The following is a 26,428-nucleotide window of genomic DNA, read 5'->3' as shown; positions in this document are numbered from 1 at the left end:
GGCTTGCCCAGCGGGGCGCCCGCGCCATAGCCGCCACATCCCCCACCACGCGATCGGCGCAAGCACGACGTGCTCACGCGGGGTGGCTTGTCGGTCATTGTGACACTGCTGCGACGTCGCGCGCGCGGACTGTCCGCCGGCGGCGCAGGTGCGGCCACGCCGCGGCGACGGCGCCGCAGGACAGCGCAAGAAGCGCCGCGGTCACCGCGATCGCCGTTCCGGTGCGCTGGTCGGCGAGCAGATCGGTGTGCCAGGTCAGCCGTAGCGATCGGTAGAAAGATTCCCCGAGCACGTCGCTGCGCCTACCCACCAGAAGGCCCACCGCAAGATAGCTGGCGGGTACGGCGACCAGCATCGCAACTCGCCGCCGGGGAGCATCCGCCGATCTGCTGACCACGGCGAAGAACAGACAACCCGTTACTACGAGGAGGAAATTTGTCAGCACGTGAGCGCTGTGATTGTTGACCGACGCAGTGAAAACCGTCTCCGTGTGAAGCACGACGAGGCCGCCGATGAAAGTTACCGACACCACCCGCGGGTCGGCTGCCGCCCGAGCCAACGGGGAGCCCAACAGCGCGCCCAGCCATTCGCGCGGGCCCGGCACCTCCGTTGCCGAGGTCCTCGGCAACGCCGCCAGCGCGAGAGTTACTGGCGCGCCCGCCACCAGTAGCACCGGGATGAGACTGGATAGCAGTACCTGCACAAGGACATGCATGCTGAACATGGCGGGCATGTAGCTGCCAAGCCCTGATGACGTCGCCACCAGTAGACCGGCGCAGCCACTGAGCCAAAACATGCTGCGCCGCACCGGCCATGGCGCCTTTCGGCGCCGTAACCGGTGTACCCATCCGATATAGACAGCAGCCAGGACGACCGCGAGCGTTCCCAGTATGAGGTCGAAACGCCAGTCGAACATGATCCGCGCCGCAGTGGGTGCACCGGCAGGCTCGAAACCGATGGCACTCTCCGCTGCTGAGGGTTCGGCCCTCTTCGGCGGCGGCGGCGTACGACTCAGTCCCACCGCGATACCGACCGTCACCGCGAAGATGAACGCCTCGCACAACCCCAGGCGCACCAGCGGCTGGCGGTCAGATGGGTCGTCGCGCAACGCCTTCACAGCGGATCGCCGCTGCTGCCATCCCAGCACACCCACCGCCACCACAGCGAGCGCCTTGCCAGCAAGTAGCAACCCGTAGTCACTGAGTAGATCGTTCGGACTGATCCGCAGGGCGGCATTGATGCTTCCGCTGGATGCCACCGCCACAAAGCTCCACAGGGCCATCGACGAGAAGCGTCGTGCGGCGGTGTCGAGATGGGTTCCCACACGCCAGGCGTGGACGAGCAGAGCCAGCAGTCCGCCCATCCAGAGGGCGGCAGTCACCAGGTGGATGAACAAGCTGTTGGTCGCTATGTCGTGGGCGCCACCGGAGGATGAGTGACCCGACAACCCCAGTGGGGCCAAAGTGATCAGCGATCCCAGCAGCAACAACGGCGTGGGCGCCCACCTGAGCACCGGAACGCTCGCCACCGCGACCACGGCGGCCAGGGCAGCGGTCCACCGCCAGGCGTTGGTGATCTCGACCAGGTCGGCGGCCGCCCAGATATCGCCGAGTCCGAGCTGGTGCAGGGGTAGCCCGGAAACATCAGAGACGCTCAGTGCCACGAGGAGCGCCGCGCAGATCGACCACACCGCCGAGGCATATCCACCGAGACGAAGAGCGCGGTAGCCGCCGACGTCGAGGACACCGTTGGGCTGGGCAGGAATGAGGAACGCCGCCGTGAGGAATCCGCCGACGGCGATCGCGGCGGCGATCTCACCTGCCGCGCGCACCGCAGGTAGGCCGTATGTGGTGATGGGTCCGGGATTGGGCAGACCGGTGGCGATCATTGCGTCGGCCAGTGACATTGCGCCGATCACCGAGGCCGTTATGCCGGCCAGTGCGGCCACTGCAACCAGGGTGATAAGAGACGCGCGGCGACCACTGACAGGCCCGGTCATTTCCGGGTCCTGGCAATGTCGGCAGCCGCCCGTTCAGCTTCGGGCAGCAGCGTGTGGACCAGCCGGTCGAATTCATCGCCCCATCCCGCGTTGTCGGTGCGTGCCAGGCCGCCCATCTGTACTGTCAGAGCATCTGTCGCGTCGTTGCCGCGGATTGTCACCCAGATTCGTCGGCGGCGGATGGTGAGTGAGACCAGCAGCCCGGTCATCATCGTGATCGAGAACACGAGCACCCATATCTGGGCGGGATCGTGAGATACCTGCAGGCTGACGAAGTCGGTGACGGCATCGAAGCGCACCACCGTGCCGTCTTCGAGTTGGGTCTGCTCGCCCAGGCTCAGGTTCACCCGCGCCATCCGGGTCAGCCGGCCTTGGCCGATCATGCGTTGATCCAGTGCAAAGATCGACTGTGGCCTGCCGGTGTCCAGGCCGGTGTCACCTTTGTAGATATCGATGGCCACCGCAGGGTCGTGGGCAGCGGGGAAGGCAGACGAAAGCAGCGTGCCGTCAAGCCTTTTCGTCGGCGCGAACAGTCCCTCGATCGCGATTTGATTCTTGCGGCGTTCATCGGGGTCTGGGTAGCTACCGGCCGGCGGATCAAAACGCATGGCCCCTGACGACAGCAGCGTCTGCAGTTCCTCGGGCTGCCACTGCAGCGTCTGGCTGCGGGTCTGCCCGTCGGGAAACGTGACGGTGAAGGTCGGAGCGTATCCGTGGCCGAGCAGGTAAACCCGATTACCACCCACGCGCAGCGGCTCGTTGACTTTGAGCTCATAGGTGCTCCATTCGGAGCTGGCCAAGCCCTCGCCCGCCTGGAAACTGATGTCGGCGGCGAATCCCACGGCTTGTCCGCTCGGCAGGAAGTCGGCCTTGAAATCATTGACACGCAGGCAGATCGGGTAGAGGCCGGTGCCATCGACGGTGGTGCCCGGACGGAAGGCATCAAAGGCCGCTGGCGATGCCGAGCAGAATCCGGGTCCGCCGTCGGCAAGCACGATCACGTTGCCCTCGTAGCCGAAGAGCTTTCCCGCGGCCATCGACACCAGCAGCCCGATCAGTGAAAAGTGGAACGCCAAGTTCCCCGCCTCGCGCAGATACCCTCTCTCGGCCGATATCTCGACGGTGTCGCCGTCTCGTCGAATAGATCTGCGCCATCCGCGCATGCGCTCGGCGACCGCGGCGCCGAGGATGTCGGGGTCGGCCCGCACCGTCATTACGTGATGCTTGGGCAGTCGGGTGAGGTTGCGGGGCGCACGCACCGGTGTGGCGCGCAGGCTGCGGGCGTGATCGACCAACCGGGGCGTAAGGCAGCCGATCAACGAGACGAACAACAGCACATAGATGGCCGTGAACCAGACGCTGGAGAAGACATCGAAGATCTGCAGTCGATCCAGCCACGGGCCCAGGCGCGGATTGTCGGCGATATAGCCGGCCACGGTGGTCGGGTTGACCTGCCGTTGCGGCCACAGCGCACCCGGTATCGATGCCAAGGCCAAAAGGAACAGCAGGACCAGCGCGGTCCCCATCGAGGTAAGGGTCCGCCAGGTATTGCGGCCGAGTGCCACGGCGCGTGTCAGCACGGGGAATCCGTTAACACGCGTATCGGCATCAGGCTCGCCGAGATTGCATCCACCACTACCGCACCGCCGTCACCGTTCATCGCTATTACGCATCTACTACGTAGACTAGTAAACATAGCGAACGTAGATCGACCGCCAGCGGCCAGTTGGCCGCCACCAATCCCCTACCCCCTGCCTCAAACATATCAACAAGCGTTACTGTGTTGATATGACCGAGCGCTCTCTCGACAGCTGCGACCTTCTCTGCCTCGACCTCCCGCACGCCGAAGCCATTCGCACCTCGTTACCGCACCAGCGCGCGGTCCAGTCCGCCGCGCTGGCCGCCAAAGCGCTCGGCGATCCCACCCGACTGGTGATCGCCACCTCGCTGCGCGGCGGTGCGGAGCTGTGCGTCTGCGATATGGCCTGGGTCGTCGGCGCTGCCCAGAACCTGGTGTCCCACCACCTGCGACAACTCAAGAACGCAGCGCTGGTGGACTCGCGCCGCGACGGCAAGTTGGTGATGTATCGCCTCACCGAGCTTGGGGAACATCTGACCACTGCAATCCTCGCACCGGCCACCGCGAAAGAGGCCGACCATGTCTGACGCGTGCTGCGGACCGCAGCCCACCGCAGCAGGTGAGCAGACTGATCCCGGCCCCGAAAAGCTTTGGCACGTCCGTGAATTGCAACTGGCGGTGGTGGCGGCAGTACTGTTGTCTGCCGGCTGGGCTATCGGCGAGGCCGGACTGGCGGGCATCACCATAGCGTTGGAACTGGCGGCCGGCGTCGTGGCCTCGGCCACCTTCATCCCGGATGCACTACGCAAACTGCGGCATGGCCAAATCGGCGTCGGAACACTGATGACCATCGCCGCCATCGGCGCGATCGCACTCGGCCAGTTCGCCGAAGCCGCTCTGCTGGGAATCTTGTTCTCCATCGCCGAAGGGCTGGAGCACTACGCAGTGACCAAGACCCGACGCGGGCTGCGGGCCCTGCTGTCGTTGGTGCCCCCCAAAGCTTCGGTCCTGCGGGGTGGCACCGAAATCACCGTGGCTCCTGAAGAACTTGTCGTGGGCGACACCATGGTGCTGCGACCGGGCGAGCGGGCTGCCACCGACGGAACGATCACCGCCGGCCACACCAGCCTCGATCTGTCGGCGATCACCGGTGAATCCGTGCCGGTCGAGGCGGGCCCAGGGACTCCGGTGCATGCGGGCGCCATCAACGGTGGCGGCGCCATCGAGATCGAGGTGAGCGCGTTGGCTGCCGACAGTTCGTTGGCCCGCATCGTGCATATCGTCGAGGAAGCCCAGGAACGTAAAGGTGCTGGCCAACGCCTTGCCGACCGCATCGCCCGGCCGCTGGTGCCGGCCATCATGGTCCTGGCGGCCGGGATCGCCGGAGTCGGTGCGCTGCTGGGTGATCCGATGCTGTGGCTGGAACGGGCTCTGGTCGTGCTGGTGGCCGCATCACCATGCGCACTGGCGATCGCGGTTCCCCTGACGGTGGTCTCGGCCATCGGCGCCGCCAGTCGGCAGGGCGCGCTGGTCAAGGGCGGTGCGGCCGTGGAGGAACTGGGCCGCATCAACGTCATTGCCCTGGACAAGACCGGCACATTGACCCGCAACACGCCGCAAGTCGTGGAGGTCGTGACCATGGCAGGGCACGCCGAGGCCGACACGTTGCACACGGCCGCGGCACTCGAGTCACGCAGCGAACATCCACTCGCTCAGGCGATTCTCGCCGCCACCGGCTCGGTAACGGCCGCCACCGATGTCACCGCCGTCACCGGCCACGGCATTGAGGGCCGCCTCGGCGAATCAACGCTGAGACTGGGAAAACCCAGCTGGGTCGATCCAGGCGGCCTCGCCGACGACGTGGCGCGTATGCAGGGCGCCGGGGCGACGGTGGTGGTCTTGGAACGCGATGGCGTCCCCTGCGCCGCGATCGCGGTCCGCGACGAGCTGCGTCCCGAAGCACCCGAGGCGATCCGTCTGCTGCGCCGTCTCGGTATCGACGTCGCCATGCTTACCGGTGACAACACCCTGACCGCCCAGGCGCTCGCGGCACAAGCGGGTATCTCCATCGTGCGCTCTGAGCTGCTCCCGGAAGACAAAGCCCGGCTACTCCCCGAAATATCCCGTGGACGTCCCATCGCGATGGTGGGTGACGGCGTCAACGATGCCCCGGCGCTTGCCACCGCCGATATCGGAATAGCCATGGGGGCCATGGGTACCGATGTGGCGATCGAGACCGCCGATGCTGCACTGATGGGTGAAGACCTGCGGCACCTACCGCAGCTGATGGCCCATTCCCGACGAGCGCGCCGCATCATGGTTCAGAACATCGGGTTCTCGATGGTGATCATCGGGTCATTGATTCCGCTGGCGGCGTTGGGCGTGCTGGGGCTGGCCACCGTGGTACTCATCCACGAGGCCGCCGAGGTCTTGGTCATCCTCAATGCCATTCGCGCGGCGCGCACCCGGCCGTTACCAGGGTTGACCTCGGCGCCCGTCACATCCTCGACACCGCACCATCTCGATGTCGGCGCCGCTGCGGCGCCGCTGGACGCGTGCTGCGCCGCACCACCGGCGCCGAAAGCCATAGCGATTCCGTTGACCCGCGCGCCGACGAGCACAGCCACCGATGACTGTGACTGCTGCGGATCCAAGGATGCGTCGCCGCATACCGAGGTCAGCGCGCAGGACGGTGCGTCAGGACCGCGCCGGTGAGCCCTCCCGAGCCGTGACGGGATGTCGCGCGGCGGCCTGGCGCCACATGGGGCGACTCGGTGCCGCCATTGCCGGCGGTGCACTAGTGTGGAGCAGCTTTCCCCCGATCGGATGGTGGCCCGCAGCAATCGCGGGATGCGCGCTGCTGGGCTGGGTGCTCATACACGGGCGTCCGACGGTGCGCGCGGGGTCGGCGTACGGTTTAGTCTTCGGCCTGGCGTTCTACCTCCCACTGCTGCCGTGGACCGGAGCCCTGGTGGGTGTGGTTCCTTGGCTGGCCCTCAGCGTGCTGTGCGCACTGTTTCCCGCGGTCTTCACCGCTGTCGCCGTAACACTGCGACCGCTGCCTGGCTGGCCGATCTGGTGGGCCTGCGCCTGGACCGCTGTCGAATGGCTCAAGACCAGTGTTCCTTTCGGCGGATTCCCCTGGGGTGTACTGGCATTCGGCCAGTCAAACGGCCCGCTGGCTCAGCTGGCGCCGTGGGGCGGTACGGCGCTGGTCTCGATGACCGTGACGCTAGCCGGGTTCGTCGTGACCGCGGCGCTGACCTCCTCGCGCGGACACCGGCTGCGGTCGCTGGCCGGCCCGGTTGCGCTAATCGTGGCCCTGGCCGTGCTCGCCGTCGTCACCGGGGCCGGCTGGCAGCCTTGGCGATCCGAGGATCGCCGCGCCTCGGTGACGGTAGCTGCCGTGCAGGGCAACGTGCCGCGCCTCGGACTTGATTTCAATGCCCAACGACGGGCCGTGCTGGACAACCACCGTAGGCAGACCGAGCTGCTGGCCGAGCAGGTCGACGCCGGGCGTCTCCCCCAGCCTGATCTGGTGGTCTGGCCCGAAAACTCCTCGGATATCGACCCGCTGGCCAATCCCGATGCCGCAGAGCAAATCAACGCCGCCGCCGATGTGGTGCACGCACCGATCCTGGTGGGAGCGGTTCTGACCGGACGCGACCCGGGAACGGGCAGTCTGTCCACCTCGAACACTGTGATCGTGTGGACACCCGACGATGGGCCCGGCACACGACACGACAAGAAAATCCTTCAACCGTTTGGCGAGTACCTGCCGTGGCGCGCGTTCTTTCGGCTGTTCTCCGACTACGCGGATCGCGCAGGCTTCTTCGTGCCCGGTGACGGGCCCGCAGTGCTCCGCGTCGGCGATATCACCGTGGGTGTTGCGACCTGCTGGGAGGCGGTGTTCGACCGAGCACCGCGCGAATCCGTCCGCAACGGTGCACAGATTCTGGCCATCCCGACCAACAACGCGACGTTCAACGAGACGATGAGTCGGCAGTTTCTGGCCTTCGCCAGAGTCCGCGCGCTCGAACACCAGCGTTCGGTCGTGGTCGCGGGAACCACCGGCGTCAGCACGATGATCACCGCGGACGGTCAGAGCCTCGACGAGACGGAGTTCTTTACCGCCGATCATCTGGTCAGCGCGTTAGAGCTGAACCGAGACCTCACACCGGCCACCCTATTCGCTCCGTCCGTCCAACTCGTTCTCACCGGGATGGCGCTCATCGCGGCGCTCGTGTCAGCAACTCGCAGGCCCCGCGCACGGACGCGCCCGGAACCGCTCCACGCGAAGACCGCCCCACGGCGACCAACGCATCCACCCATTGTCTACTGATCGATATAGTACTGATCCATTCAGTATTTCATGCGACAAACATGCAGTTCAGGACGATTCCCGCTGCCGCGCGGCTCGCTACATGACCGTGTGAGCGTCGCTACCGGGCTTGCTGCGCAGTCTCAGCTGGGTTAGCGTCTTGCCAGATAACAGAACGATAACGGCGCGGGAAGGTGGCAGGTTGGTTCGGCAGCGACGCGCTGAGCGCCCTCATGCGCCCCCCGACCACGCATGGGACGCCGTCACCGAGATCATCCCGGCCATGAGGCCCCGCTTAACCCGCCAAGGCCGCTTGCCCAAAGACCTGCAGGTGCTCATTGCTCCAGAGCTCGACGATCTGAATGATGTTGCCGAAGATCCCGCTTTGACCCTCCTTGGCCCCGACCACGAATCTTTGGCCGGGCAGCCTTTTTCGCCACTGGCAGTCGGACCGGCGGCCATGGCCCCGATACGGGGTAGACACCGACCGACGTCACATCGCAAGAGCCGCAACGCCGTCGGTGCGGTGCATAGTCGCGTCGTCATCGCCAGCATGGCCGCCGGCGCGGTGGCGGCGGGCGCGCAGGCGATATCACCGGACAGGCCGTCCGGGGTGGAAATCGCAACAACCCAGCACCTCGCGCAGGAACCGGCGGGCATACAGATCGTCCCGGCGCTGAACACGTCGGACTCCGCAGTGCACGTAGAGGAGTTGGCTCGCGCCACGGCGTTCGCGCAAGAGCGCGCGCAGCGCGAGGCGATGTTGCGGCGCCCCCAATTCGTCTTTCCCACGTCGGGCATCCAGACATCAGCCTTCGGCACGCGCTGGGGGACCCTGCACGCAGGCCTGGATATCGCCAACTCCATCGGGACCCCGATCTATGCTGCTGCCGACGGCGAAGTCATCGCGGCCGGTCCCACGGCGGGCTACGGGATGTGGGTCAAGATCCGTAGCGCGGACGGAACGGTGACGTTGTATGGCCACATCGACTCCGCGACGGTCGAGGTCGGTGACCGGGTGCTGGCCGGCGACCTGGTGGCTACCATGGGGAATCGAGGCAACTCCACTGGTCCTCATCTTCATTTCGAGGTGCATCTCAACGGATTGACCAAAACCGATCCGACGTCGTGGCTGCGCGCCCGGGGCGTGCGCACTGGATAGCATCCCCAGACGACGGCCCACGCCACGCGCCCGGTTGCCGTGAGCGCTCTCCTGCACACCGCGCGCTGGCCGACACCGTAAGCTGACTACTGACTTAATCAGGAGGTTCGTTCATGGCGCGGGTGCGTGGCTTCGGTGAACTCGAAGCGTCCATCATGGACCGGCTGTGGGATCGCGACTCCGATGCGACGGTGCGCGACATCCTCGCCGAGTTGAGCACCGAGCGCGACATCGCCTACACCACCGTGATGTCGACGATGGACAATCTGCACGGCAAGGGATGGTTGTCGCGCGAACGCGACGGACGCGCGTACCGCTACCGCCCCACCTTGACTCGCGAAGAGCACAGCGCACGTCTCATGCTGGAAGCTCTCAACGGTGGCGGCCGTTCAGAGGCCGTCCTGAGCCATTTCGTGGCGCAGATTGATGCCGCGGAGTCTGCCGATCTGCGCGCGGCCCTGCGGCGGCTGGCCCGCAAGTCATCACGTCGATGACCGTCGCAGCCGCCCTCCTGCTCTATGTCCTGGTTGTACTCGCGGCTGGGCCACAGTTGCTCGCTCGGCTCGCCGCTGAAGGCATCGCACCCCGACTGGCGATCACGGCCTGGTTGACAGCGGTGGTGACGGTGATCGGATGCTCGATCGTGGCGATGGCGCTCGTTCTGATCGAGGCCGCCGGGCACTGGGACAGTCCCGACGCGCTCCTTGCGTCCTGCCTTGAGCGGCTGCAAGCGATCCTGCTGGGGCACTTCGGTTGGCCCACCCAGGTCGTGGCCGCAGTGGCTGTAGCTGTTGCCGGTGGCGGATTGAGTGCCGTGACAGTTCGCATGGTTCGTGCGTTGAGTCGGATGCGCTCGCACACTCTCGATCATGCCGATGCGGTCCGGTTGGTCGGCAGGTCTGCCGGTGGCGACGTGGTCCTCATCGACGCACCCGAACCCGCGGCTTATTGTGTCGCCGGTAGGCCGGCAGCAATCGTTGTGACCAGCGCCGCCGTGGCGGCGCTGGACAAGCCGCAACTAGCGGCCGTGATCGCCCACGAACGGGCCCACCTGCGGGGTCGCCACGCCCACATCGTCGCTGCGGTTCGGGGTCTCGCCGCAGCGCTACCCAGGATCGCGTTCTTCGCGGCGGCAGCCTCAGAAATCGGTTCGCTGCTGGAGATGTGCGCCGACGATGCGGCTGCCCGCAAACACGGCCACCAACCCTTGCTTGACGGTCTGCTTGCGCTAGCGGGTGTCACCGCCCCGCCCCACGGGCTGGCCGCCGCCAGTGTCGCCGTGCTCGTGCGTGCCCGACGCCTGACCGATCCTCCGAGCGGCCTGGACCAGATCAGGACCCGCGCCACACTCAGCGGAGCTGTCGCGGCGATGGCGGGAACGCCACTTGCCATCGCGGCATTGGCCTTGTCGGGCGCACTGATCTGTTTCGCCTAGCGGCAGCGATCAGTCGGGCTTGCCTGCAGTGGGCGACTCAGCCTCGTTGCGTCGCGGACCCTCGTGCAACCCCCGCAGAAACGCGTTGTACGCCGCCAATTCCGCATCACTGTTCTCGACGTCGGCTTCGCGCCTACTGGACTCCGACTGTTCGTCGCGGCGCCACCGAATAGCGAAAACCAGCACCGTCAGCAGCGCAACCGGCTCCCCGTATGACCAGGCCAGCGCCCCTGCCACCGCCTGATCGGCAACCGGATCGACATTCCACTGCGGCGGCGGACTAGAGAAGGTGTTGGTGAGTGCTCGTGGAGCCATCATCAAGATGACGCCGATGAACACGTGCAACGGCATCTCAAGGAAGATGTCGAAGAATCGGCCGAGGTTGCTCTGCCGGACCGGCAACGGCCCCGCCGACAAGATCGGCACGATGAACAGCAGACCACTGACCAGAAAGAACACCTGCAGCATCAGATGGCCGGCCACACTGGCTGCGGCAGTATCGAACACGTCAGACAAATACAAGCCGTAGTAACTCAACAAGAACAGCGGGATGGTCAGCCCTGGGTGCAAGGCGATGCGACTGGCGCGACAGCGCAATCCAGCCAATGCGGCGACCAGCACACAGCGCCCGAGTCCATGATGGGGCGTAGACCTCAGCAGCAGGCGACCCGGCGCCCCCAGCACCAGCAGGGGTGGAACCAGGATCGACAGCGTCAGATGCTGAAACATGAACGCGCTGAACAGACGATACCCATAACCGTCGATAGCCAGACCAGTAACTGCCGCCAAGGCCGAACAGCCGGCCATGAAGCTCACCGTTCGAACCCAACTCCATTGACGGCCTTGTGATCTCAGCGCACAGAGCGCCACCAGATACCACACCGCCAAACCCACTGCCACCGCGGGCAACAACGGAAACGGTGGCACAAACCAATCGAACATCCGCAGAACCGTTGGCGGCTCCGCGGGCAAGATCACCTCACCGAACACCGATTCTCGTCTCATCCACGCGGCTCAGTGGCCAGCCGCCGAACCAATGGTTCGAGGTCCTCGGCCAGTAGCGCACGTAGGAAGACCGCAGCCACTCGATGCGCACGGTCCAAGACGATCGTCGACGGGATCACCGCCGTCGGATACCGATCACCGAACGCGATCATCGTGCGCATCGACGGGTCATAGATGGACGGGAACGTGACCCGCCGGTCCTTGACGAAGTCCACCGCAGCTTGGCGATTGTTGTCGCGGACATCGATGCCCAGGAACTCGACACCCTCGGCACGGGTGGCGTCGTACACCTGCTGGAGCTCTGGCATCTCGGTGCGACACGGGGCACACCACTGGCCCCACACATTGATCACCACCACCTTCCCGGCGAAATCGCCCAGAGACACCGTGCGACCGACGTCCATAAGGTCCGGTCCACTGACTTGCCCCGGCCGACCACGGTCGGCCGGTGGGTCAAACAAGATGTCGACTTTCCCACCGGGGGCGACGAATTGAAATGTGCCGCCCTGGGCAACCGCGCCGGCGCCGGTCGAGCAGCCTGCGGTTGGACCGAGCACCGTCAATGCCATCGCCGCCGCGGCGACCCTTCGCCACCCACCTACCAACATGTCCGCCTCCACCCCCGCAAATCTACTACGTAGATGGTACGTAGTATGTGGCGCAGTCAGCGGCCGCTCGCGGCCCACCCGAATGGACGGAACAACGTGAACACAGCAGCACGCCTGCTTGCGACAGGCCTGATGGCATCAACATTCTGGACCGCTGCAGCGGGGACCGCCGCCGCGCACACCGCGTTGGTCAACTCTGATCCCGTCGAACAAAGCTCGGTGCCGGTGCCGCCGACCGCGATCACCCTGACCTTCAACGAGGACATCAACGCAACCTTTGCCAATGTCGTCCTCAACGACTCCGCCGGGCGGAACTGGATTTCGACCACACCCCAAATTCAAGGCCCCACACTGACCGTCACGGTGGGACCGGACCAACCTACCAATGGCGAATACACCGTGGGGTACCGCGTGCTGTCCGCCGATGGCCATCCCGTGTCGGGCTCCTACACTTTCACCATCGATGCCGGCTTCACCGAGAACGCACCGACATCACCCCCTACCGGATCCACTGCGCCAACTTAGACCGCCGCAACTCCACCGCCCCCAGCCAATGAAGGCGATACCTCAACCACACTCCTGTCAGCTGGTATCGCCGGCCTCGCGGCCGGCGCCCTGATAGCCCTCTGGCGGGCCCTCAAACGCCGCCGCAACCGCATCTCGACGCCGCAAGCGCCACATCCCACAAGTCCGCCGATCCCGGACACCGACAAGCCCACCACCTGATCATCCTCGAACACCTCGGACCCTCGAAAGGATCGCCAATGGTCACAGCTCTGTGACAGAAGTGACCAGAGGGACGGACGCCATATAACCTTGCCGCATATTACGTAGTTACTCAGTAGATACTGGGTGCGCGGAGGCGGAAGGGTGTTCCCATGGGTTTCATCGATCGACCATCACGGATCTCGTGTGCGCTTGTACTGACATCCGTCGTGGTCGTGAGCGGACAGGGGCTGGCATCAGCCGATCCCCACCGGACACAACCCGATACCCTGGCCGCTCTGGTGGGCGACGTCGCACGCGCCGACCAAAGCCTTGCCGATCTTCAAGCTGGCATTCACTCTCAGCAAGAGATCGTCATGAAAGCACTACATGAAGTCGAGCGTGCTCGTGCTGCCGCCGATGACGCAGGCAGCGCGCTCGACGAGGCGCGACGAGAGACCCAGCAGGCAGCCGACCTGGCGAACCGGGCACAGCAACGGTTCGACGAGTTCGCAGCTTCTCAGTATGTCAACGGACCGGCCTCATGGCCCATCTCCGCATCGATCCCAGAGCAAGTACTTTCCGCCGGAGCGACACAGCAGACGCTGGTGTTGGCATTCGCCCAGGCACGCACCGACCTACAGCGCACCCGCACCGAGCAGGCCAATGCCGAATCGGCGACACGCCAGGCTCAGACAGCCGCAGACACAGCGACAACAGCCGCCCAAGAGCGCTATGACCAAGCTGTGCAGGCACTTCGCGTCACCAAAGAAGCATTCGACCGTAAGCAGATCGAAATCGAGACCGCCGCAGGCGAAGCCCGCGCCACAAGGCAGCGACTCGACCAAGCCCTCCAATCATCGCCTGCCGCAGCAGCATCAGTCGCTTCAGACACTAATTGGGACACGGACGCCACACGACAGCCCGCTGCCACCCAATGGAGCCAGACAATTCCGGTCGTCCCCGGGGCCAACCTCCAGGATCCGGTAGCAATCATCAACTCGGTGCTACAAATCTCAGCAGCCTCGGCGCAGATCACCGCAGACCTCGGCCGCCGCTTCCTCGTCAAGTTGGGTCTGATCCCCGCGGCCACTCCAGCGCAGGCGGCAGCGCCGGGCGGGCGAATTCCTCGACTGTACGGACAGCAGGCCGTCGAGTTCAGCATCCGCAGAGGCATGTCTCAGATGGGTGTCCCCTACTCGTGGGGTGGAGGCAATGCCGGCGGCCCGACCAACGGCATCGATCAAGGCGCTGGAACAGTCGGCTTCGATTGTTCCGGACTCATGGTGTACGCCTTCGCTGGGGTCGGCATCAACCTACCGAAATACTCTGGAGCACAATACGATCTCGGACGCCGCGTACCGGTAGCCGAGATGCGCCGTGGCGACCTGCTGTTCTGGGGACCGGGCGGCAGCCAACACGTCGCCCTGTACCTGGGCCAGGGTCAGATGCTCGAATCACCCTTTACCGGTTCGCAAGTACGCATTGCCCCAGTCCGGCCCAGCGGCATGACCACTCACGTCGTGCGGTTAATCGAGTATTGACCCAGTGCCAGTGCATCTACCAACCACGACCGGCATACGCTTGACGAAATGACTCCGTCGGGCTTGAAGCCTTGTGGTGGGACGGAAGCAGCGACGTCGCTTGAGATATCGCCTGCACGGCTCGGGTGGCCATTGCACCGAACATCCATCGTTATGTCCTCAGGCTCAGGTGCCGACAACGTTGTTCGCAGTTTGGTAGTCACAGGCAGCACTCCGCTCATCAGGAGGACAGATGAGCTGATGGTGTGACTAACCAGTACGGACTGACTACGGTACGAATGTGATCGACACCGCCGCTTACCGAGTCAGCACATCTCCTTGACGCGAACTCCACTCAATCACAGTGCTTTTCGCGATGATGAGAATGTTGCGTTCACAAGAGATGTTCTCAGTGCCGAGAAATCAGCCGCCTGCAGAGCAATCTGCAGCCCCCGCATGCCACGCTGCGGCATGCCTCGGACTTTTAGAATCGCACCTGTCCGCAGACGGAAGCGATGCGCCAGGCACGCGGACGTCGTTCACCCGGTAATGGTGATCGTTGCTACGCGCTAGGTAGTGCGTGATCCCGGATCGGTGCACGACGCTTGCGCCGATGAGGACTGGATCGGAGGTGGTGACAGTGTTAGATGAGCACCGGGAGGTCTGCTGCAGCGGACGGCGAGCACCGTCCGCTCTCGACGCGATCGTGGCATCGCCAATCAACGATCGATGGCTCACGCTATCATCGTTTGGTGGCGATTAATAGGCGTGGTGGTGATGCAGCGGCCGGACCGCGCTGGGGTGGGGCGGCGCTGCTGCGGCCGGGGGTGCTGGCCTTCGCGGGGTCGATCGGCTCCACCGATGCTCACGCTCACCATGCGGTGCAGGTCATCACCGCGACAACGGCGCTGACGGTGCTCGATGAGCACGGCGCGCGCCACGTCGGGACGAAGGTGGTCGTGCCCGCCGACGCGCCGCACCGGATCGAGGTCGGCGCCCAGGAGGGAACGGTGGTGTTCCTGGAGCCGGAATCCGCGCCGGGACAGGCCGCACACTCCCGTGCCGTGCGGTCCGGGTGGATCGTCACCCCGGTGCTAAGTTCGACCCGTCGGCGCGCGCTGGCCGCGGTGGTCGACGAGCTGATTGCGCACCTGGCGCCCGCCACGGCCGACAACGGCACCGCGGTGCGGCATCCCGCCATCGATGACGCGTTGCGGCTGTTGCCCGACCTTGTGGCGGCGGGACCGGTCAGCGGCACGGAACTGGCTGCCCAGGTTGGCCTTTCAGCGAGCCGGTTAACGCATCTGTTCACCGAGCAGGTCGGCATCCCGCTGCGGCGTTACGTGTTGTGGTCACGGCTGCGGGCCGCGATCACCCGGGTTCAGGCCGGGGATGATCTGACCGGCGCGGCGCACGGGGCGGGGTTCGCCGATAGCGCTCACCTGACCCGTACCACCCGCGAAATGTTCGGCCTGCCACCCTCGGTGCTCAGCCGGCACGTGTCCTGGGATCTCGACAGCGGGTAGCCGAATCATTCAAGCCTCATCACGGTGGTGGCCGCGACGATCGAGGGCATGGGTGCGACTTCGTCTCCGACATCGACGTGGGTGATCACTGCGGTCCAGGCGGTGGCCCGCTACGGCTACGTGCCGTTCATGCTGATCGGCCTCAACGGTGCGGGCCTCGCCGTGGCCGCCGCCGGCGCCCCGAAGTACTGGCTGCTGATCATTCTGGCGGCCGCGATCGCGACGGCGTTCCTGGTGGAGCGGATCATCCCCTATGACCCGCAGTGGAACCACGATTGCGCCGACACCACCCGTGACCGCATCCACGTCGCGGTCAACGAAACCCTCATCCTGGCCAGCGTCGCCGCCATCCCGCTGCTGGCCGCGATCGTCCCCGCGCCCCAGTTATGGCCGCACAGCTGGCCATTCGTCGCACAAGTCCTCGCCGCGATCCTGGTCGCCGATTTCGGGATCACCGTGGTGCATTTGGCCAGCCACAAAATCGGGGTCCTGTGGCGCTTCCACGCGGTGCACCACAGCATCACCCGCTTCTACGGCCTCAACGGTCTGATGAAACACCCGCTGCACCAAACCGTGGAGATGGCCGCCGGGGTGGCGCCGCTCATCCTGATCGGGCTGCCCGTCGACGTCGCCTCAGCCCTGGCCCTGGCCGTGGCGATCCAGCTGCTGCTGCAGCACTCCAACGCCGACTACCGCATCGGCCCAGCCAAATACGTCTTGGCCCTCAACGAAGGCCACCGCTTCCATCACCTCAAATGGGCCGGCATCGGTGATGTCAACTTCGGGCTGTTCACCCTGGTGTGGGACCACCTGATGCGCACCTTCTCCTACGACCCCACCCGCCGCTTCGACTCGGCCCAGCTGGGCATGGCCGCCAAGCCTGACTACCCCAGCAGTTACCTGCGCCAGATGATCTACCCGTTCACCCACAACGGCGGCTGCGCCGTGAAGTCCACGGCCCCGACGACGAACGGCGCGGCGGAGCCGTCGGTCCCAGACCCGGCCTCGAAGTATCGCTGCTGACCGGCTATCATCGTCATATGGCGATGAATAAGGTGGAAGCGGCCGGCTGCCTCACCGGCAGCGCCTCGGGGAGTTCGAATCTGGATGCCGCGGTGGCACTGTTTCACAGCCTCTCCGACTCGGCCCGGTTGGCGATCGTGCGCCGCCTGGCCGACGGGGAGGCCCGCGTGGTCGACCTGATCGGGGAGCTGGGGTTGGCCCAGTCCACGGTGTCGGCGCACGTGGCGTGCCTGCGGGACTGCGGCCTGGTCACCGGCCGTCCCGACGGTCGGCAGGTGTTCTACTCATTGGCCCGCCCTGAGCTGCTCGATCTGCTCGCCTCGGCCGAAACCCTGCTGGCCGCCACCGGCAACGCCGTCGCGCTGTGCCCCGCCTACGGCACCCGCGACCGCACCGACGCGACGAGGGGTACGCAGGAGGCCCGCCGATGAGCGATGCATGCGGCTGCGGCAACGGCGAACCCCGCGGCGCCGACGAGCAGGACCGCGAGCCCGAGCGGGTCTGGCAGATCAAAGAACTGCAGTTCGCCGCCCTCTCGGGAGTGTTGCTGCTGGCAGCGGTGATCGCCGGGTTCCTCGACGCCGCCGAGCCGGTAGTCCTGGCGCTGGAAGCGGTGGCGCTGCTGGCCGGCGCCTACACCTTCGTGCCGTCCACCCTGAAGCGGCTGGCGACGGGCAAAATCGGGGTCGGCACGCTGATGACCATCGCCGCGGTGGGCGCGGTGATCCTCGGCGAGGTCGGTGAGGCCGCCATGCTGGCCTTCCTGTTCTCCATCAGTGAGGGACTGGAGGAGTACTCGCTGGCCCGCACGCGCCGCGGACTGCGCGCGCTATTGTCGCTGGTCCCCGACGAGGCCACCGTGCTGCGTGACGGCGCCGAAAAGACCGTCGCGCCTGCGGATTTGCGGATCGGTGACCGGATGCTGGTCAAGCCCGGGGAGCGTGTCGCCACCGACGGCATCATCCGCCACGGTCGCACCGCGCTGGATGTCTCGGCCATCACCGGCGAGTCAGTTCCCGTGGAGGTCGGGCCCGGTGATGAGGTGTTCGCCGGGTCGATCAACGGCACCGGGGCACTCGAGGTGGAGGTCAGCACCACCGCCGAGGACAACTCACTGGCCCGCATCGTGCGCATCGTGGAGGCCGAACAGACCCGCAAGGGCGCCTCCCAACGCCTGGCCGATCGCATCGCCAAACCCCTAGTGCCCGGGATCATGATCGTCGCGGCGCTGATCGCGGTGATCGGCAGCCTGCTCGGCGACTCGGCCACCTGGATCGAGCGGGCCCTGGTGGTGCTGGTCGCCGCCTCACCGTGCGCCCTGGCGATCTCGGTGCCGGTCACCGTGGTGGCCGCCATCGGCGCCGCCAGCAAGCTCGGTGCGCTGGTCAAGGGCGGCGCGGCACTGGAAGGGCTGGGCAAGATCCGCGGCGTCGCCCTGGACAAGACCGGCACACTCACCGCGAACCGGCCCGCCGTGATCGACGTGGCCACCACCGACGGCGCCACCCGCGCCCAGGTGCTGGATGTGGCGGCCGCCTTGGAAGCGCGCAGCGAGCACCCGCTGGCCGCGGCGATCCTCGCCGCCGTCGATGACGTCACCCCTGCCACCGACGTCGAGGCCGTCACCGGCGCCGGGCTCACCGGCCACCGCGACGGGCACCCCATCCGCCTGGGTCGCCCCGGCTGGCTAGACCCCGGCCCGCTCGCCGGTGACGTCGCCCGCATGCAGCGGACCGGGGCCACCGCGGTCCTCGTCGAAGACGACGGCGAAGTGATCGGCGCCATCGCCGTGCGCGACGAGCTGCGGCATGAGGCCGCCGAGGTGGTCGCCCGGTTGCGCCGCGACGGCTATCACGTGGCGATGCTCACCGGCGACAACCAGGCCACCGCCGCTGCGCTGGCCCGCAATGTCGGGATCGAGGACGTGCACGCCGAGCTGCGCCCCGAAGACAAAGCGCGGCTGATCGAACAGCTCCGGGCTCAGCGCCCCACCGCGATGGTCGGTGATGGCGTCAACGACGCTCCCGCGCTGGCCACCGCCGACGTGGGGATCGCGATGGGCGCGATGGGCACCGACGTGGCCATCGAAACCGCCGACGTGGCGCTGATGGGCGAAGACCTGCGCCACCTGCCGCAGACATTCAGCCATGCCCGGCGGGCGCGGCGGATCATGCTGCAAAACGTCGGCCTGTCTCTGGGCCTAATCATCGTGTTGATGCCGCTGGCCCTGTTCGGGGTGCTCGGGCTGGCCGCCGTGGTGCTGGTCCACGAACTCGCCGAGATCGTGGTCATCGCCAACGGTGTGCGGGCCGGACGCAGCACACCGCTGGCCGGCGCGTCGGCCGATCCGGCAGTCAGCCCCACTCGCGCGGCGCCGGTCGGCGCGCCGTCGTGACCGCCGGCCACACCGGCGTGGTGACTTATGGGCGGGTAAACGACACCGCAGACACGGGGGCAGGCGCATGATCGTGTCGTCGGTTCTGCCCGCCATCGGCCTGTTCATCGTCACCAACATCGACGACATCATCGTGCTCTCGCTGTTCTTCGCCCGCGGCGCGGGACAACGCGGCACCACGGCCCGGATCACCGCAGGCCAATACCTGGGATTTGCGGGGATTCTGGTCGCGGCGGTGCTGGTGACACTGGGTGCTGGAGCGTTCCTTCCCCCAGAGGTCATGCCGTACTTCGGGCTCATACCCCTGGCCCTGGGCTTGTGGGCGGCATGGGGCGCCTGGCGTGGCAACGATGACGATGACGACGACGACAAGGTGGCCGGCAAGAACGTCGGTGTCTTAACCGTCGCAGCAGTCACCTTCGCCAATGGCGGGGACAACATCGGGGTCTACGTTCCGGTCTTTTTGAGCGTGGGACCTGCGGCCGTGGTGGCCTACTGCATCGTCTTCCTCGCCCTCGTTGCGGTCCTCGTCCTCGCTGCCCGATTCGTCGCCACCCGCCGCCCGATCGCCGAAGTCCTCGAACGCTGGGAACACGTCCTGTTCCCGATCGTCTTGATCGGACTGGGAATCTTCATCCTGGTCAGCGGCCTCGCCTTTGAAGACTAGGCAGCCAGGAACACCGGCGATGCAATCGGCGACAACGTGGTCATCGAAAGGCATTTTTCGTGCCGCGCCTCAGGCGATGTATCGCCGTCGTGGCAGCCGTTGTCGTCGCCGCAGCCTCAGTCACCTGCTGCACCACCGGCGAAGATGCCGTGGCCCAAGGCGGCACCTTCGACTTCGTCTCTCGGGGGCCGCACGTGCGCTGGTGAACGCATTTCGAGAACACGGGCCACACCTGAGGTTCGACCCACACCCACCCCCGGCACACGAACACCCCTGGATCGGCGTCTGGTACGGCTCGGCAGGACCCACACCAGCGCTGGCCGAGACCTTCCTGGCAACACCCACCATCGACCGACACCGCGGTGACCCGTACCTGACTGGCGTGCGTTTCACCCGTCCTCTGCGCCTGCTGGACCTGGCCGTCGACAGCACCGGCGCCGCTTTGCGCATCCACGCGTAGGTGTCGCGTGACCGAGGCGATGAGCGTCGATCGGAGGGCACGACGTCGAGCACGACAGGTCCGCTCGTTGTTGTGAGGAAATAGTCGGGGACGTAGCGTCGGCGCGCGCCATCCACCATGGCGTGGAGCTAAAAGGGCTGAGCCACAATGAAAGTCACTGAGGGGTCGAAGTCGGCGAGTATAAGGAGGGTCAAACGGGACTCGATGGCCGCACGATGCGTGCGGGCACCGTCGAATTGTGACGGAGTCAGTGTGTAAAGATCTGTCAGATCTGCCAACCACCCAGTTGCAGTTACCATCGTGATCGATTCCACCCCCATACACACACGCCACACGAACGAATCCGAACTGTATTAGCCACGTCTGACATTCGAATGTGGGCACGGCGGTTGCCCGCCTGTATCGGGCACCGATGGTCTAAGTACGTCAGCGTGCGGCAGTGCTCGACGCCGGTGTCGGGTCGACTCGGCCGGTAGTAAAACCCCTATCCGCCCGGACCGCGCCGATGCCTAACGCGTGCTTGATGGCGACGCCCCTATGGGCTCGAAGATGTTGTGCAACAGACACAACACTGCCCTATCCAAGTTCGATGACACCGCGTTGGAGGTCTACCGAACACTCGAACGCTTCCAACTCTCACAGCTCCGCCGCCCCGATCCCTACGGTAACGAGTTCATCCTGGTCAGCGGCGAGCATTTCGAGCGATGGATGCTCAAGGCATTGTGGGGCTTGACCACCGGGGCCAAGAACACACCCGCTAGCATGCGAGACCGGCGCGAGCAGAAGATGTTCATGCGGTACCTCTTCCGCGATGGACTTCTCCCCCGGAGCTGGGGTCTCTACATCCGCAGCCTTACAGGAAGTTTCGCCCGTCAATCCGAGACGGCAATGGAGACCACGGTTGACATCCGAGATGACACCTTCCTCTCCGGAGACATGACGCTCGGGGCTTTCACTTTCACTTTCGCCGCCGGCAAGCTCGAAGCGGGCAACGGCGCCATAGCCCATCACCGAGCCGATGGAATCCGCATGTTCTCCGACTTCGACAGCACCTGCAAGACACTGGCGTTCGCCTGGGACCATGGGCGCCACGAAAAGGCCAACTTCGTTGACATCAAGTTTCGCGGCAACCGATAGATTCGTCGACGACCCGCTAACCAAAGAGACTCGAACTGGCCGCCCCCCTGCCGCAGACTGACTCGCTAGACTGCGCCTGGCAACTCGACGCCGTTCGATGCATATAGAAGGTCAATCCCCTTGTGTGGCGACCGCTTCGGGACCGCCAACTTTCCCAAGACTGACATCAACCGACGCGTCCAGTTCTAGTTGGCGGTTGCCACATCGCCACCGCCAGATGTATCGAGAACGGACAAGGAACCCACTGCGCCTCGACCACGCTGCGGTGCGGGGTTCGAGCTCGCGTTGATATTGACCTGTATGGCCGCATATGGAGATTTTCCGATAAGTAAGAAAGGTGAATCCAAATGCGACAAGCACCGTAGAACGGATCGGTCGCCGAGCTATTGACCGCGCGCAAACGGGTCGTGCAGAAAACCGTCGGCATCGAATTGCCGGCAACGACGACTCTCGAAGACTGGTTCTGAATACCAGACTCGAACACTGCGCGCAGACAGTCGATCTCGGCCGCCGTCGTGTTCTGGTTTGTTCTCCTGCGGGCGATCAGCAAAGCTGGGTACTTGTCCGCGTGCAGCGCCGATATCTGCGGTGAGCCCGCCGCTTTGTGGATACCTAGCAACCGAGGTTCCTGGGAAGGCGTAAGCGGCCCCGCCGCGGTGATTGCGAAGGATCACCCTTCGTGAAGGCGTTGCTTGGCGAGGTAAGCCATAACCGCCGCGGAGCGCCGATGGTCCGCCGGAACCACCCTGCCCGCCAGCTTGGCCGAGGCCTTCGTGGCACGGGCGCCGGCTCTCTTGACAGCCTCCTTCGACACGACCACCTTCTTGGGTGTCTGCCTAGCCACCACGTACCTCCGGGACCAATTCGTCGACCGACTGTACCGCCGGCTGACGGTACTGGCTGGCTTGTTTCACACCAGAGAAGTCGACGATTCCTCTGCGCAATCACTTTTGGAGGCATAGAGAGCAGCAGGCCACAGGTTGACCCGTCCTATTCGGTCGCGACTGTCAAGCGACGGTGGGCGCACAACGCAGCTGATGAACTCGCCCGCAGTCCGGCGATCGTCGATGGATTACTGGACCAAACCGGCACGAAGTATCTCCCTGAGCTCGGCCCATACGAGAAGATGGCTGTTGTGGCGCGGGTACTGACGCCGATGAAGAATCCGGCCGATCATCTGTGCGTCGCCGGCGAGTTGTTTCCCGCGCGACCGTGTAGTCAATCTTGGGCGATCCGCGGCCGGATGTTTGAGGTCTGCCGCGGGTAGCGCGGTGTGAGCATGCCAGCCTCGGAGTCGGCGGTGGGATAGTCGGCGGACCGGTGGGGTCCGTGCGACAGGGGGTAGTGCCGATGGCCGCCGGCGTGCAGGACGGGATCGTCGTGCCGTCGATCGCGCGGGGATGGGGCAGGCGGAGAAGGGCAAGGCTGACCCTCAGATATTGCCAAGGGACAGGGCCGGATGGGGTGATCGGCCAGATGGTCAGATCGTGAGGTAGCCGAGTCGCTTAGCGGCGGCGGCGATGCGGGTCGTCAACCCGGGGTGAGTCAAAGGGAGCGACAGTGTTGGGCGTGCTGGCATCGCGGTAGCCGCGGGGGTGAACAGGACGATGCAGGGTTGGCCGGCGAAGCGGCTGTTGTAGTGCAAACCGTCGAGATCGGGGAAGGCCTCGGTGATGCGTCGGGCCCAGCGTTGGGTGATGGAGTGCGGGCCGGTGGACAGCGCGAAGGTGCCGCCAGCTCGGGTGGGCCAGGCGCCAGCGCTGTCGGCGGCGAGATCGAGCAGCGTGAGGTCGCGTTTGAACCGCACCGCGGTGAGGTAGGGGCTACCGCGGAACCGGTCGATGGTTCGGTCGGCTTGGAAGGCTTCGGCCAGCGCGGACAGCGGCTCGGAAGCGGCGTACCAGACGCCGATCCCGTCATGGTCGCGAGCGGGTGGGGGGTGGGGGTCGAACCGAAGGTGTGGTCCGTGCTCGCGGAAGGCGTTCCAACCCAGCACGTGAGTGCCGGTAGTGCGGTGGACTCGCCACCAGGTCTCGCCGGTAGGGACCGTGCGGCATTCCTCGTCGCGCATGCCGATAGCGCGCATCTCGGTGGTTTGAGGCGGGCCGGGTAGGCGTGCGGTCATGTTGCATACCAGTCGACGGCGGCGGCCGCGGCAACGGCCTGGTCGATATCTCCGCCCGAACGCAGCCACTCGATCGGGGTCATGGGGCGGTTATGAAAGAGGTTCGACTGCGGGGTGCGCAAGAACCCGGCCACCGCCACGGGATGCAGGTCATCGGGGAGGGCTTTAAGGACCTGGTCGATACCCCGGACCTGGCGGGTAGGGCCGCCGTTGTCGCCGGTTTCGAACTGCAGGATGGGGAACAGCCAGGTCTGCCCGTCGGGGATGGCCCATAGCTCCCCAGCGAGGCGCTTCTGCCGTACGCGGGAGGCGCTTATGTTCAGGCCGTTGGCGACGTCATCGGCGGTGAACGCGGTGACCGCGAGATGGGCTGTTTGGCCGGCGACTTCCGCGCCGGCGGCGATGAAGGCATCGCGGTCCTCGGGGAAGTCGGCGTCGTCAAGTAGGCGGGCCTCGCTTTCGGTCAGAGATGCCGCCCAAGGGCGCGATGCCGGCAGGTACTTCAGGGCGGCGACAAAGTCATCGGGACTGATCTCGAAGCGGTCACGCAGGAGCTGTTCAAGCTCAAATGATACGGACACAAAGCCTCCTCTAACGAGTATTAACAATAGCCTACTATCGTTAGAAATATGTGTCGAGTGACCACAGACTTGATGGCTGCGAGTCGCCGGCCACCCCAAGACAGCGCTGGCCCGGCGGGGCGTCGAACACTTCCCAGCCGGCGGCTCATGCTTCTTCGCCTTGAGGCAACTAGCCATCGACCCACGTCGGCATACCAGGCGGCGAGGAGCACCCGGACCGCTCGCCTCGACAGTTGCAAGAATTCGTTTCCGTAACCCGGACGATTGATTCAATCCGTGTGGACTGCCGATAGTGCTTGTAGCGCGCCCTGCCCGCACGGGTCGTCAAGGAAGAACAGTTGGCGTTGCGCCGGCTTGCGGCCGTCGCTCGATGCGCAAGATGGGGATGGGCTTGCCGTCCATCGCAAACTTGCGGACAAGCTATTGGGGACTGCGTAGGTGGGCATAATGCACTTAGTGTCGGAATGCTGGTGCGCGCTCAACGCTTACTCAGGAGTCGTGGACGTCGGACGTCGCAAACGAAACTTTGCGTAGGACACCCTCCGGCTGCGGTAGCGTCAGATCTGCTTTGTCTGGCTACAGGGGGATGCGATGACAGGCGAACTGATTCTCGATACCGGCGGCCTTAACGCTGGCGCCGCGAGGAGCGAAGCCACCGCTGCGAGCCTGATTGGCACCACATTCACCATGTCGATGAACTCGCAGCCGAGTGCCGGCGGGGTCGCGGCCGTGAACGCAGCGCTCTCTGCAGTTCAGGGTCGCCAGTCGACCCGCATCACTGGTCAGGCCGGCGACATGACAACCGGTGCAGCCGCCTACACCAAGACCGACACCGACGGTTCCGGCGCCATCACCGCGGTGTCAGTGTGAGCCCAGCGGCCCCAGCGGTCGCCATCCCCACCCGCTCGGAGATCGAGGCCTGGACCACCAACCACCTCGCCGATGCCGCGACCGCGTGGCGCAGCGCGGCTGCCGCGTCCCAAGAGGCCTTCGAACAGCACCGAGAGAACATTTGTGCCCCCGGCGGCACGACCTGGGAGGGCGACGCGAAAGACGCGGCGCTAGATCGCGTGACCCGTGACGTCTCCGTCGTCGGCATCCAGAACGACGTTCTGTTGCGGGTCGCGGACATCGCCGAAAATGCAGTCACCGACATCAATGCCGCCAAACGCGACGTACTCGCCGCGATCGCCGCTGCCGAGGCCGACGATTTCGCCGTCGCCGAAGGCCTCTCGGTGACTGACAACCGCGCATACGACATCGACACCGCCGCTGCTCGCGCCACTGCGGCAGCCGAACACGCCGAAGACATCCGCTGGACCGCCGAACGCCTGGTACAGGCCGACAACCTCGCGGGATCGCAGCTGCAAGCCAAAGCCGCCGAGCTGGAGGGGATCCGGTTCGACGGTGAAGGCGAGACCGGCGGCGATCCGACGATCCGGATGGTCGACAACCCAACTGAGGAAGTGGAGCCCGATGACGGAGGGTACAAACCACATCCGGACTATCCCGACCACAAACCCAACGGTGAGTGGGGGCCGAAGAACAGCGGCGTCGAGGGGGATATCGAGGCGCAGAAGGCTTTCGACGCGCGCGAGAAGAGAACCGGCATACCCGTCGAACGGCAGAAAACCTGGGTTTACCTGACCGATCCTGAGACAGGGAGGACACTGCGTCGTGAGTACGACGGTCTGGAGCCGATCCCAGGACAGCCCGGAACCTACACCGGTTTGGAGCACAAGCTGGGAAACAAGCAACCCACCCCGCACCAAAAACACTTCGACGAACTAGTGGACAGTGGCATTCCAGCGAGGGGCACCCTCAACGGATTGCCCGTTGAGGTGGTCGACACCGAACTGATCCGAACTCCCCGGCCGGGGGATCCCACAGCGGGAGCGGCAGCTGGCGGTTCAGCCGCCCCCGGCGCGTCGCTGTCCCCCGGCACTGGTGGTATCCCACCTGCGGTGGTGGGCGGTGGAGAAGGTGCGCCCACGGTGCCTGCGCCCGCCGGCACACCTGCGGTGCCGGACTGGGGTACGCAACTGACGCCGCAACAGATGATCGAGAGCGACGACCCGGCGCTGCGTCTAGCCGGCCAGGAGATTCGGCGGAGGATGGCCGAGCAAGGGATTGTCGACCCCAGCGGGACAGCCTGATGAACGTGGGGAAAGGGGCGC

The 26,428-nt window shown here is 65.5% G+C and carries 22 protein-coding genes and 1 pseudogene; 17 read left to right on the top strand and 6 right to left on the bottom strand.

The genetic code is table 11. From position 1 onward, the window contains the following. Positions 1–94: 94 nt before the first annotated feature. Together BN977_RS14285 and resB are read right to left on the bottom strand one after the other, a co-directional pair. Positions 95–1,948, bottom strand: coding sequence for a bifunctional copper resistance protein CopD/cytochrome c oxidase assembly protein (locus BN977_RS14285; protein ID WP_165576321.1), 1,854 nt, complete (start codon positions 1,946–1,948; stop codon positions 95–97). 47 nt (positions 1,949–1,995) lie between these two features. Further along, positions 1,996–3,525: a cytochrome c biogenesis protein ResB gene (resB, locus tag BN977_RS14280; protein ID WP_083631792.1), complete on the bottom strand. Its 1,530-nt coding sequence runs from the start codon at positions 3,523–3,525 to the stop codon at positions 1,996–1,998. 262 nt (positions 3,526–3,787) lie between these two features. Here resB and BN977_RS14275 point away from each other — a divergent pair, with 262 nt between their 5' ends. From BN977_RS14275 to BN977_RS14250, 6 genes are all read left to right on the top strand, one after another. After that, positions 3,788–4,165, top strand: coding sequence for an ArsR/SmtB family transcription factor (locus BN977_RS14275; RefSeq protein ID WP_036397968.1), 378 nt, complete (start codon positions 3,788–3,790; stop codon positions 4,163–4,165). Next, entirely contained in the window at positions 4,158–6,293 is a 2,136-nt protein-coding gene (locus BN977_RS14270; RefSeq protein ID WP_051561362.1) for a heavy metal translocating P-type ATPase, read from the top strand. The genes BN977_RS14275 and BN977_RS14270 overlap by 8 nt, the downstream gene beginning before the upstream one ends. Positions 6,294–6,339: 46 nt before the next feature. Further along, positions 6,340–7,920 carry an apolipoprotein N-acyltransferase gene (lnt, locus tag BN977_RS14265; RefSeq protein WP_084172505.1) on the top strand — a complete coding sequence of 527 codons (1,581 nt, stop codon included), beginning with the start codon at positions 6,340–6,342 and terminating at the stop codon, positions 7,918–7,920. A 292-nt stretch (positions 7,921–8,212) separates the two neighbouring features. After that, positions 8,213–9,061: a M23 family metallopeptidase gene (locus BN977_RS14260; protein ID WP_234709554.1), complete on the top strand. Its 849-nt coding sequence runs from the start codon at positions 8,213–8,215 to the stop codon at positions 9,059–9,061. Positions 9,062–9,174: 113 nt separating this feature from the next. Continuing rightward, positions 9,175–9,555: a BlaI/MecI/CopY family transcriptional regulator gene (locus BN977_RS14255; protein ID WP_036397966.1), complete on the top strand. Its 381-nt coding sequence runs from the start codon at positions 9,175–9,177 to the stop codon at positions 9,553–9,555. After that, entirely contained in the window at positions 9,552–10,496 is a 945-nt protein-coding gene (locus BN977_RS14250; RefSeq protein ID WP_036397965.1) for a M56 family metallopeptidase, read from the top strand. The genes BN977_RS14255 and BN977_RS14250 overlap by 4 nt, the downstream gene beginning before the upstream one ends. Before the next feature lie 9 nt (positions 10,497–10,505). Here BN977_RS14250 and BN977_RS14245 read toward each other — a convergent pair whose 3' ends face one another. Both BN977_RS14245 and BN977_RS14240 read right to left on the bottom strand, forming a co-directional pair. Continuing rightward, on the bottom strand, positions 10,506–11,501 hold the full coding sequence (locus BN977_RS14245; protein ID WP_036397964.1) for a cytochrome c oxidase assembly protein: 996 nt from the start codon (positions 11,499–11,501) through the stop codon (positions 10,506–10,508). Further along, a complete protein-coding gene (locus BN977_RS14240) occupies positions 11,498–12,070 on the bottom strand; it encodes a TlpA disulfide reductase family protein (protein WP_036397963.1) in 573 nt (190 codons plus the stop codon). Before BN977_RS14240 ends, BN977_RS14245 begins: the two co-directional genes overlap by 4 nt. A 135-nt stretch (positions 12,071–12,205) precedes the next feature. On the opposite strand from BN977_RS14240, the gene BN977_RS31905 reads away from it, so the two are divergent. From BN977_RS31905 to BN977_RS14195, 9 genes and pseudogenes are all read left to right on the top strand, one after another. Continuing rightward, a complete protein-coding gene (locus BN977_RS31905) occupies positions 12,206–12,634 on the top strand; it encodes a copper resistance CopC family protein (protein WP_165576320.1) in 429 nt (142 codons plus the stop codon). Between the two features lie 353 nt (positions 12,635–12,987). Then, positions 12,988–14,358, top strand: coding sequence for an NlpC/P60 family protein (locus BN977_RS14230; RefSeq protein WP_109790124.1), 1,371 nt, complete (start codon positions 12,988–12,990; stop codon positions 14,356–14,358). Positions 14,359–15,095: 737 nt separating this feature from the next. Next, positions 15,096–15,863: a helix-turn-helix domain-containing protein gene (locus tag BN977_RS14225; RefSeq protein WP_036399119.1), complete on the top strand. Its 768-nt coding sequence runs from the start codon at positions 15,096–15,098 to the stop codon at positions 15,861–15,863. A 48-nt stretch (positions 15,864–15,911) separates the two neighbouring features. Continuing rightward, entirely contained in the window at positions 15,912–16,886 is a 975-nt protein-coding gene (locus BN977_RS14220) for a sterol desaturase family protein (protein ID WP_036399117.1), read from the top strand. A gap of 17 nt (positions 16,887–16,903) precedes the next feature. Next, a complete protein-coding gene (locus BN977_RS14215) occupies positions 16,904–17,317 on the top strand; it encodes an ArsR/SmtB family transcription factor (protein WP_191262620.1) in 414 nt (137 codons plus the stop codon). Further along, positions 17,314–19,281, top strand: coding sequence for a heavy metal translocating P-type ATPase (locus BN977_RS14210; protein WP_036397962.1), 1,968 nt, complete (start codon positions 17,314–17,316; stop codon positions 19,279–19,281). Before BN977_RS14215 ends, BN977_RS14210 begins: the two co-directional genes overlap by 4 nt. Before the next feature lie 67 nt (positions 19,282–19,348). Then, complete coding sequence (locus BN977_RS14205) at positions 19,349–19,948, top strand: cadmium resistance transporter (RefSeq protein ID WP_036397961.1); 600 nt, start codon at positions 19,349–19,351, stop codon at positions 19,946–19,948. A 205-nt stretch (positions 19,949–20,153) separates the two neighbouring features. Further along, positions 20,154–20,387, top strand: a pseudogene (locus BN977_RS33245) (RES domain-containing protein); the annotation flags it as partial. Positions 20,388–20,924: 537 nt separating this feature from the next. Beyond that, entirely contained in the window at positions 20,925–21,545 is a 621-nt protein-coding gene (locus BN977_RS14195) for a hypothetical protein (RefSeq protein WP_131590118.1), read from the top strand. Between the two features lie 1,480 nt (positions 21,546–23,025). Here BN977_RS14195 and BN977_RS14185 read toward each other — a convergent pair. Next, entirely contained in the window at positions 23,026–23,670 is a 645-nt protein-coding gene (locus BN977_RS14185; RefSeq protein ID WP_036397958.1) for an RES family NAD+ phosphorylase, read from the bottom strand. Beyond that, on the bottom strand, positions 23,667–24,251 hold the full coding sequence (locus BN977_RS14180; RefSeq protein WP_036397957.1) for a hypothetical protein: 585 nt from the start codon (positions 24,249–24,251) through the stop codon (positions 23,667–23,669). Before BN977_RS14180 ends, BN977_RS14185 begins: the two co-directional genes overlap by 4 nt. Positions 24,252–24,842: 591 nt before the next feature. On the opposite strand from BN977_RS14180, the gene BN977_RS14175 reads away from it, so the two are divergent. Both BN977_RS14175 and BN977_RS33090 read left to right on the top strand, forming a co-directional pair. Then, the gene (locus BN977_RS14175) at positions 24,843–25,121 is read left to right on the top strand and encodes a hypothetical protein (RefSeq protein ID WP_036397956.1); all 279 of its coding nucleotides are present in this window, start codon (positions 24,843–24,845) and stop codon (positions 25,119–25,121) included. Next, positions 25,118–26,407: a hypothetical protein gene (locus BN977_RS33090; RefSeq protein ID WP_191262618.1), complete on the top strand. Its 1,290-nt coding sequence runs from the start codon at positions 25,118–25,120 to the stop codon at positions 26,405–26,407. The genes BN977_RS14175 and BN977_RS33090 overlap by 4 nt, the downstream gene beginning before the upstream one ends. The last annotated feature ends 21 nt before the right edge of the window (positions 26,408–26,428 follow it).

This window comes from Mycolicibacterium cosmeticum, assembly GCF_000613185.1.
GTDB lineage: Bacteria > Actinomycetota > Actinomycetes > Mycobacteriales > Mycobacteriaceae > Mycobacterium > Mycobacterium cosmeticum.
Note: the sequence above shows the minus strand (reverse complement) of the source record. Positions and strands in the feature narration are given on the sequence as shown.

What these genes read in the sequence shown, in the direction of transcription:
- resB (WP_083631792.1), bottom strand. Translation starts at nt 3,525, where the DNA reads ATGGGGACCGCGCTGGTCCTGCTGTTCCTTTTGGCCTTGGCATCGATA.
- BN977_RS14275 (WP_036397968.1), top strand. Translation starts at nt 3,788, where the DNA reads ATGACCGAGCGCTCTCTCGACAGCTGCGACCTTCTCTGCCTCGACCTC.
- BN977_RS14270 (WP_051561362.1), top strand. Translation starts at nt 4,158, where the DNA reads ATGTCTGACGCGTGCTGCGGACCGCAGCCCACCGCAGCAGGTGAGCAG.
- lnt (WP_084172505.1), top strand. Translation starts at nt 6,340, where the DNA reads ATGGGGCGACTCGGTGCCGCCATTGCCGGCGGTGCACTAGTGTGGAGC.
- BN977_RS14255 (WP_036397966.1), top strand. Translation starts at nt 9,175, where the DNA reads ATGGCGCGGGTGCGTGGCTTCGGTGAACTCGAAGCGTCCATCATGGAC.
- BN977_RS14250 (WP_036397965.1), top strand. Translation starts at nt 9,552, where the DNA reads ATGACCGTCGCAGCCGCCCTCCTGCTCTATGTCCTGGTTGTACTCGCG.
- BN977_RS14245 (WP_036397964.1), bottom strand. Translation starts at nt 11,501, where the DNA reads ATGAGACGAGAATCGGTGTTCGGTGAGGTGATCTTGCCCGCGGAGCCG.
- BN977_RS14240 (WP_036397963.1), bottom strand. Translation starts at nt 12,070, where the DNA reads ATGGCATTGACGGTGCTCGGTCCAACCGCAGGCTGCTCGACCGGCGCC.
- BN977_RS14230 (WP_109790124.1), top strand. Translation starts at nt 12,988, where the DNA reads ATGGGTTTCATCGATCGACCATCACGGATCTCGTGTGCGCTTGTACTG.
- BN977_RS14220 (WP_036399117.1), top strand. Translation starts at nt 15,912, where the DNA reads ATGGGTGCGACTTCGTCTCCGACATCGACGTGGGTGATCACTGCGGTC.
- BN977_RS14215 (WP_191262620.1), top strand. Translation starts at nt 16,904, where the DNA reads ATGGCGATGAATAAGGTGGAAGCGGCCGGCTGCCTCACCGGCAGCGCC.
- BN977_RS14210 (WP_036397962.1), top strand. Translation starts at nt 17,314, where the DNA reads ATGAGCGATGCATGCGGCTGCGGCAACGGCGAACCCCGCGGCGCCGAC.
- BN977_RS14205 (WP_036397961.1), top strand. Translation starts at nt 19,349, where the DNA reads ATGATCGTGTCGTCGGTTCTGCCCGCCATCGGCCTGTTCATCGTCACC.
- BN977_RS14185 (WP_036397958.1), bottom strand. Translation starts at nt 23,670, where the DNA reads ATGACCGCACGCCTACCCGGCCCGCCTCAAACCACCGAGATGCGCGCT.
- BN977_RS14175 (WP_036397956.1), top strand. Translation starts at nt 24,843, where the DNA reads ATGACAGGCGAACTGATTCTCGATACCGGCGGCCTTAACGCTGGCGCC.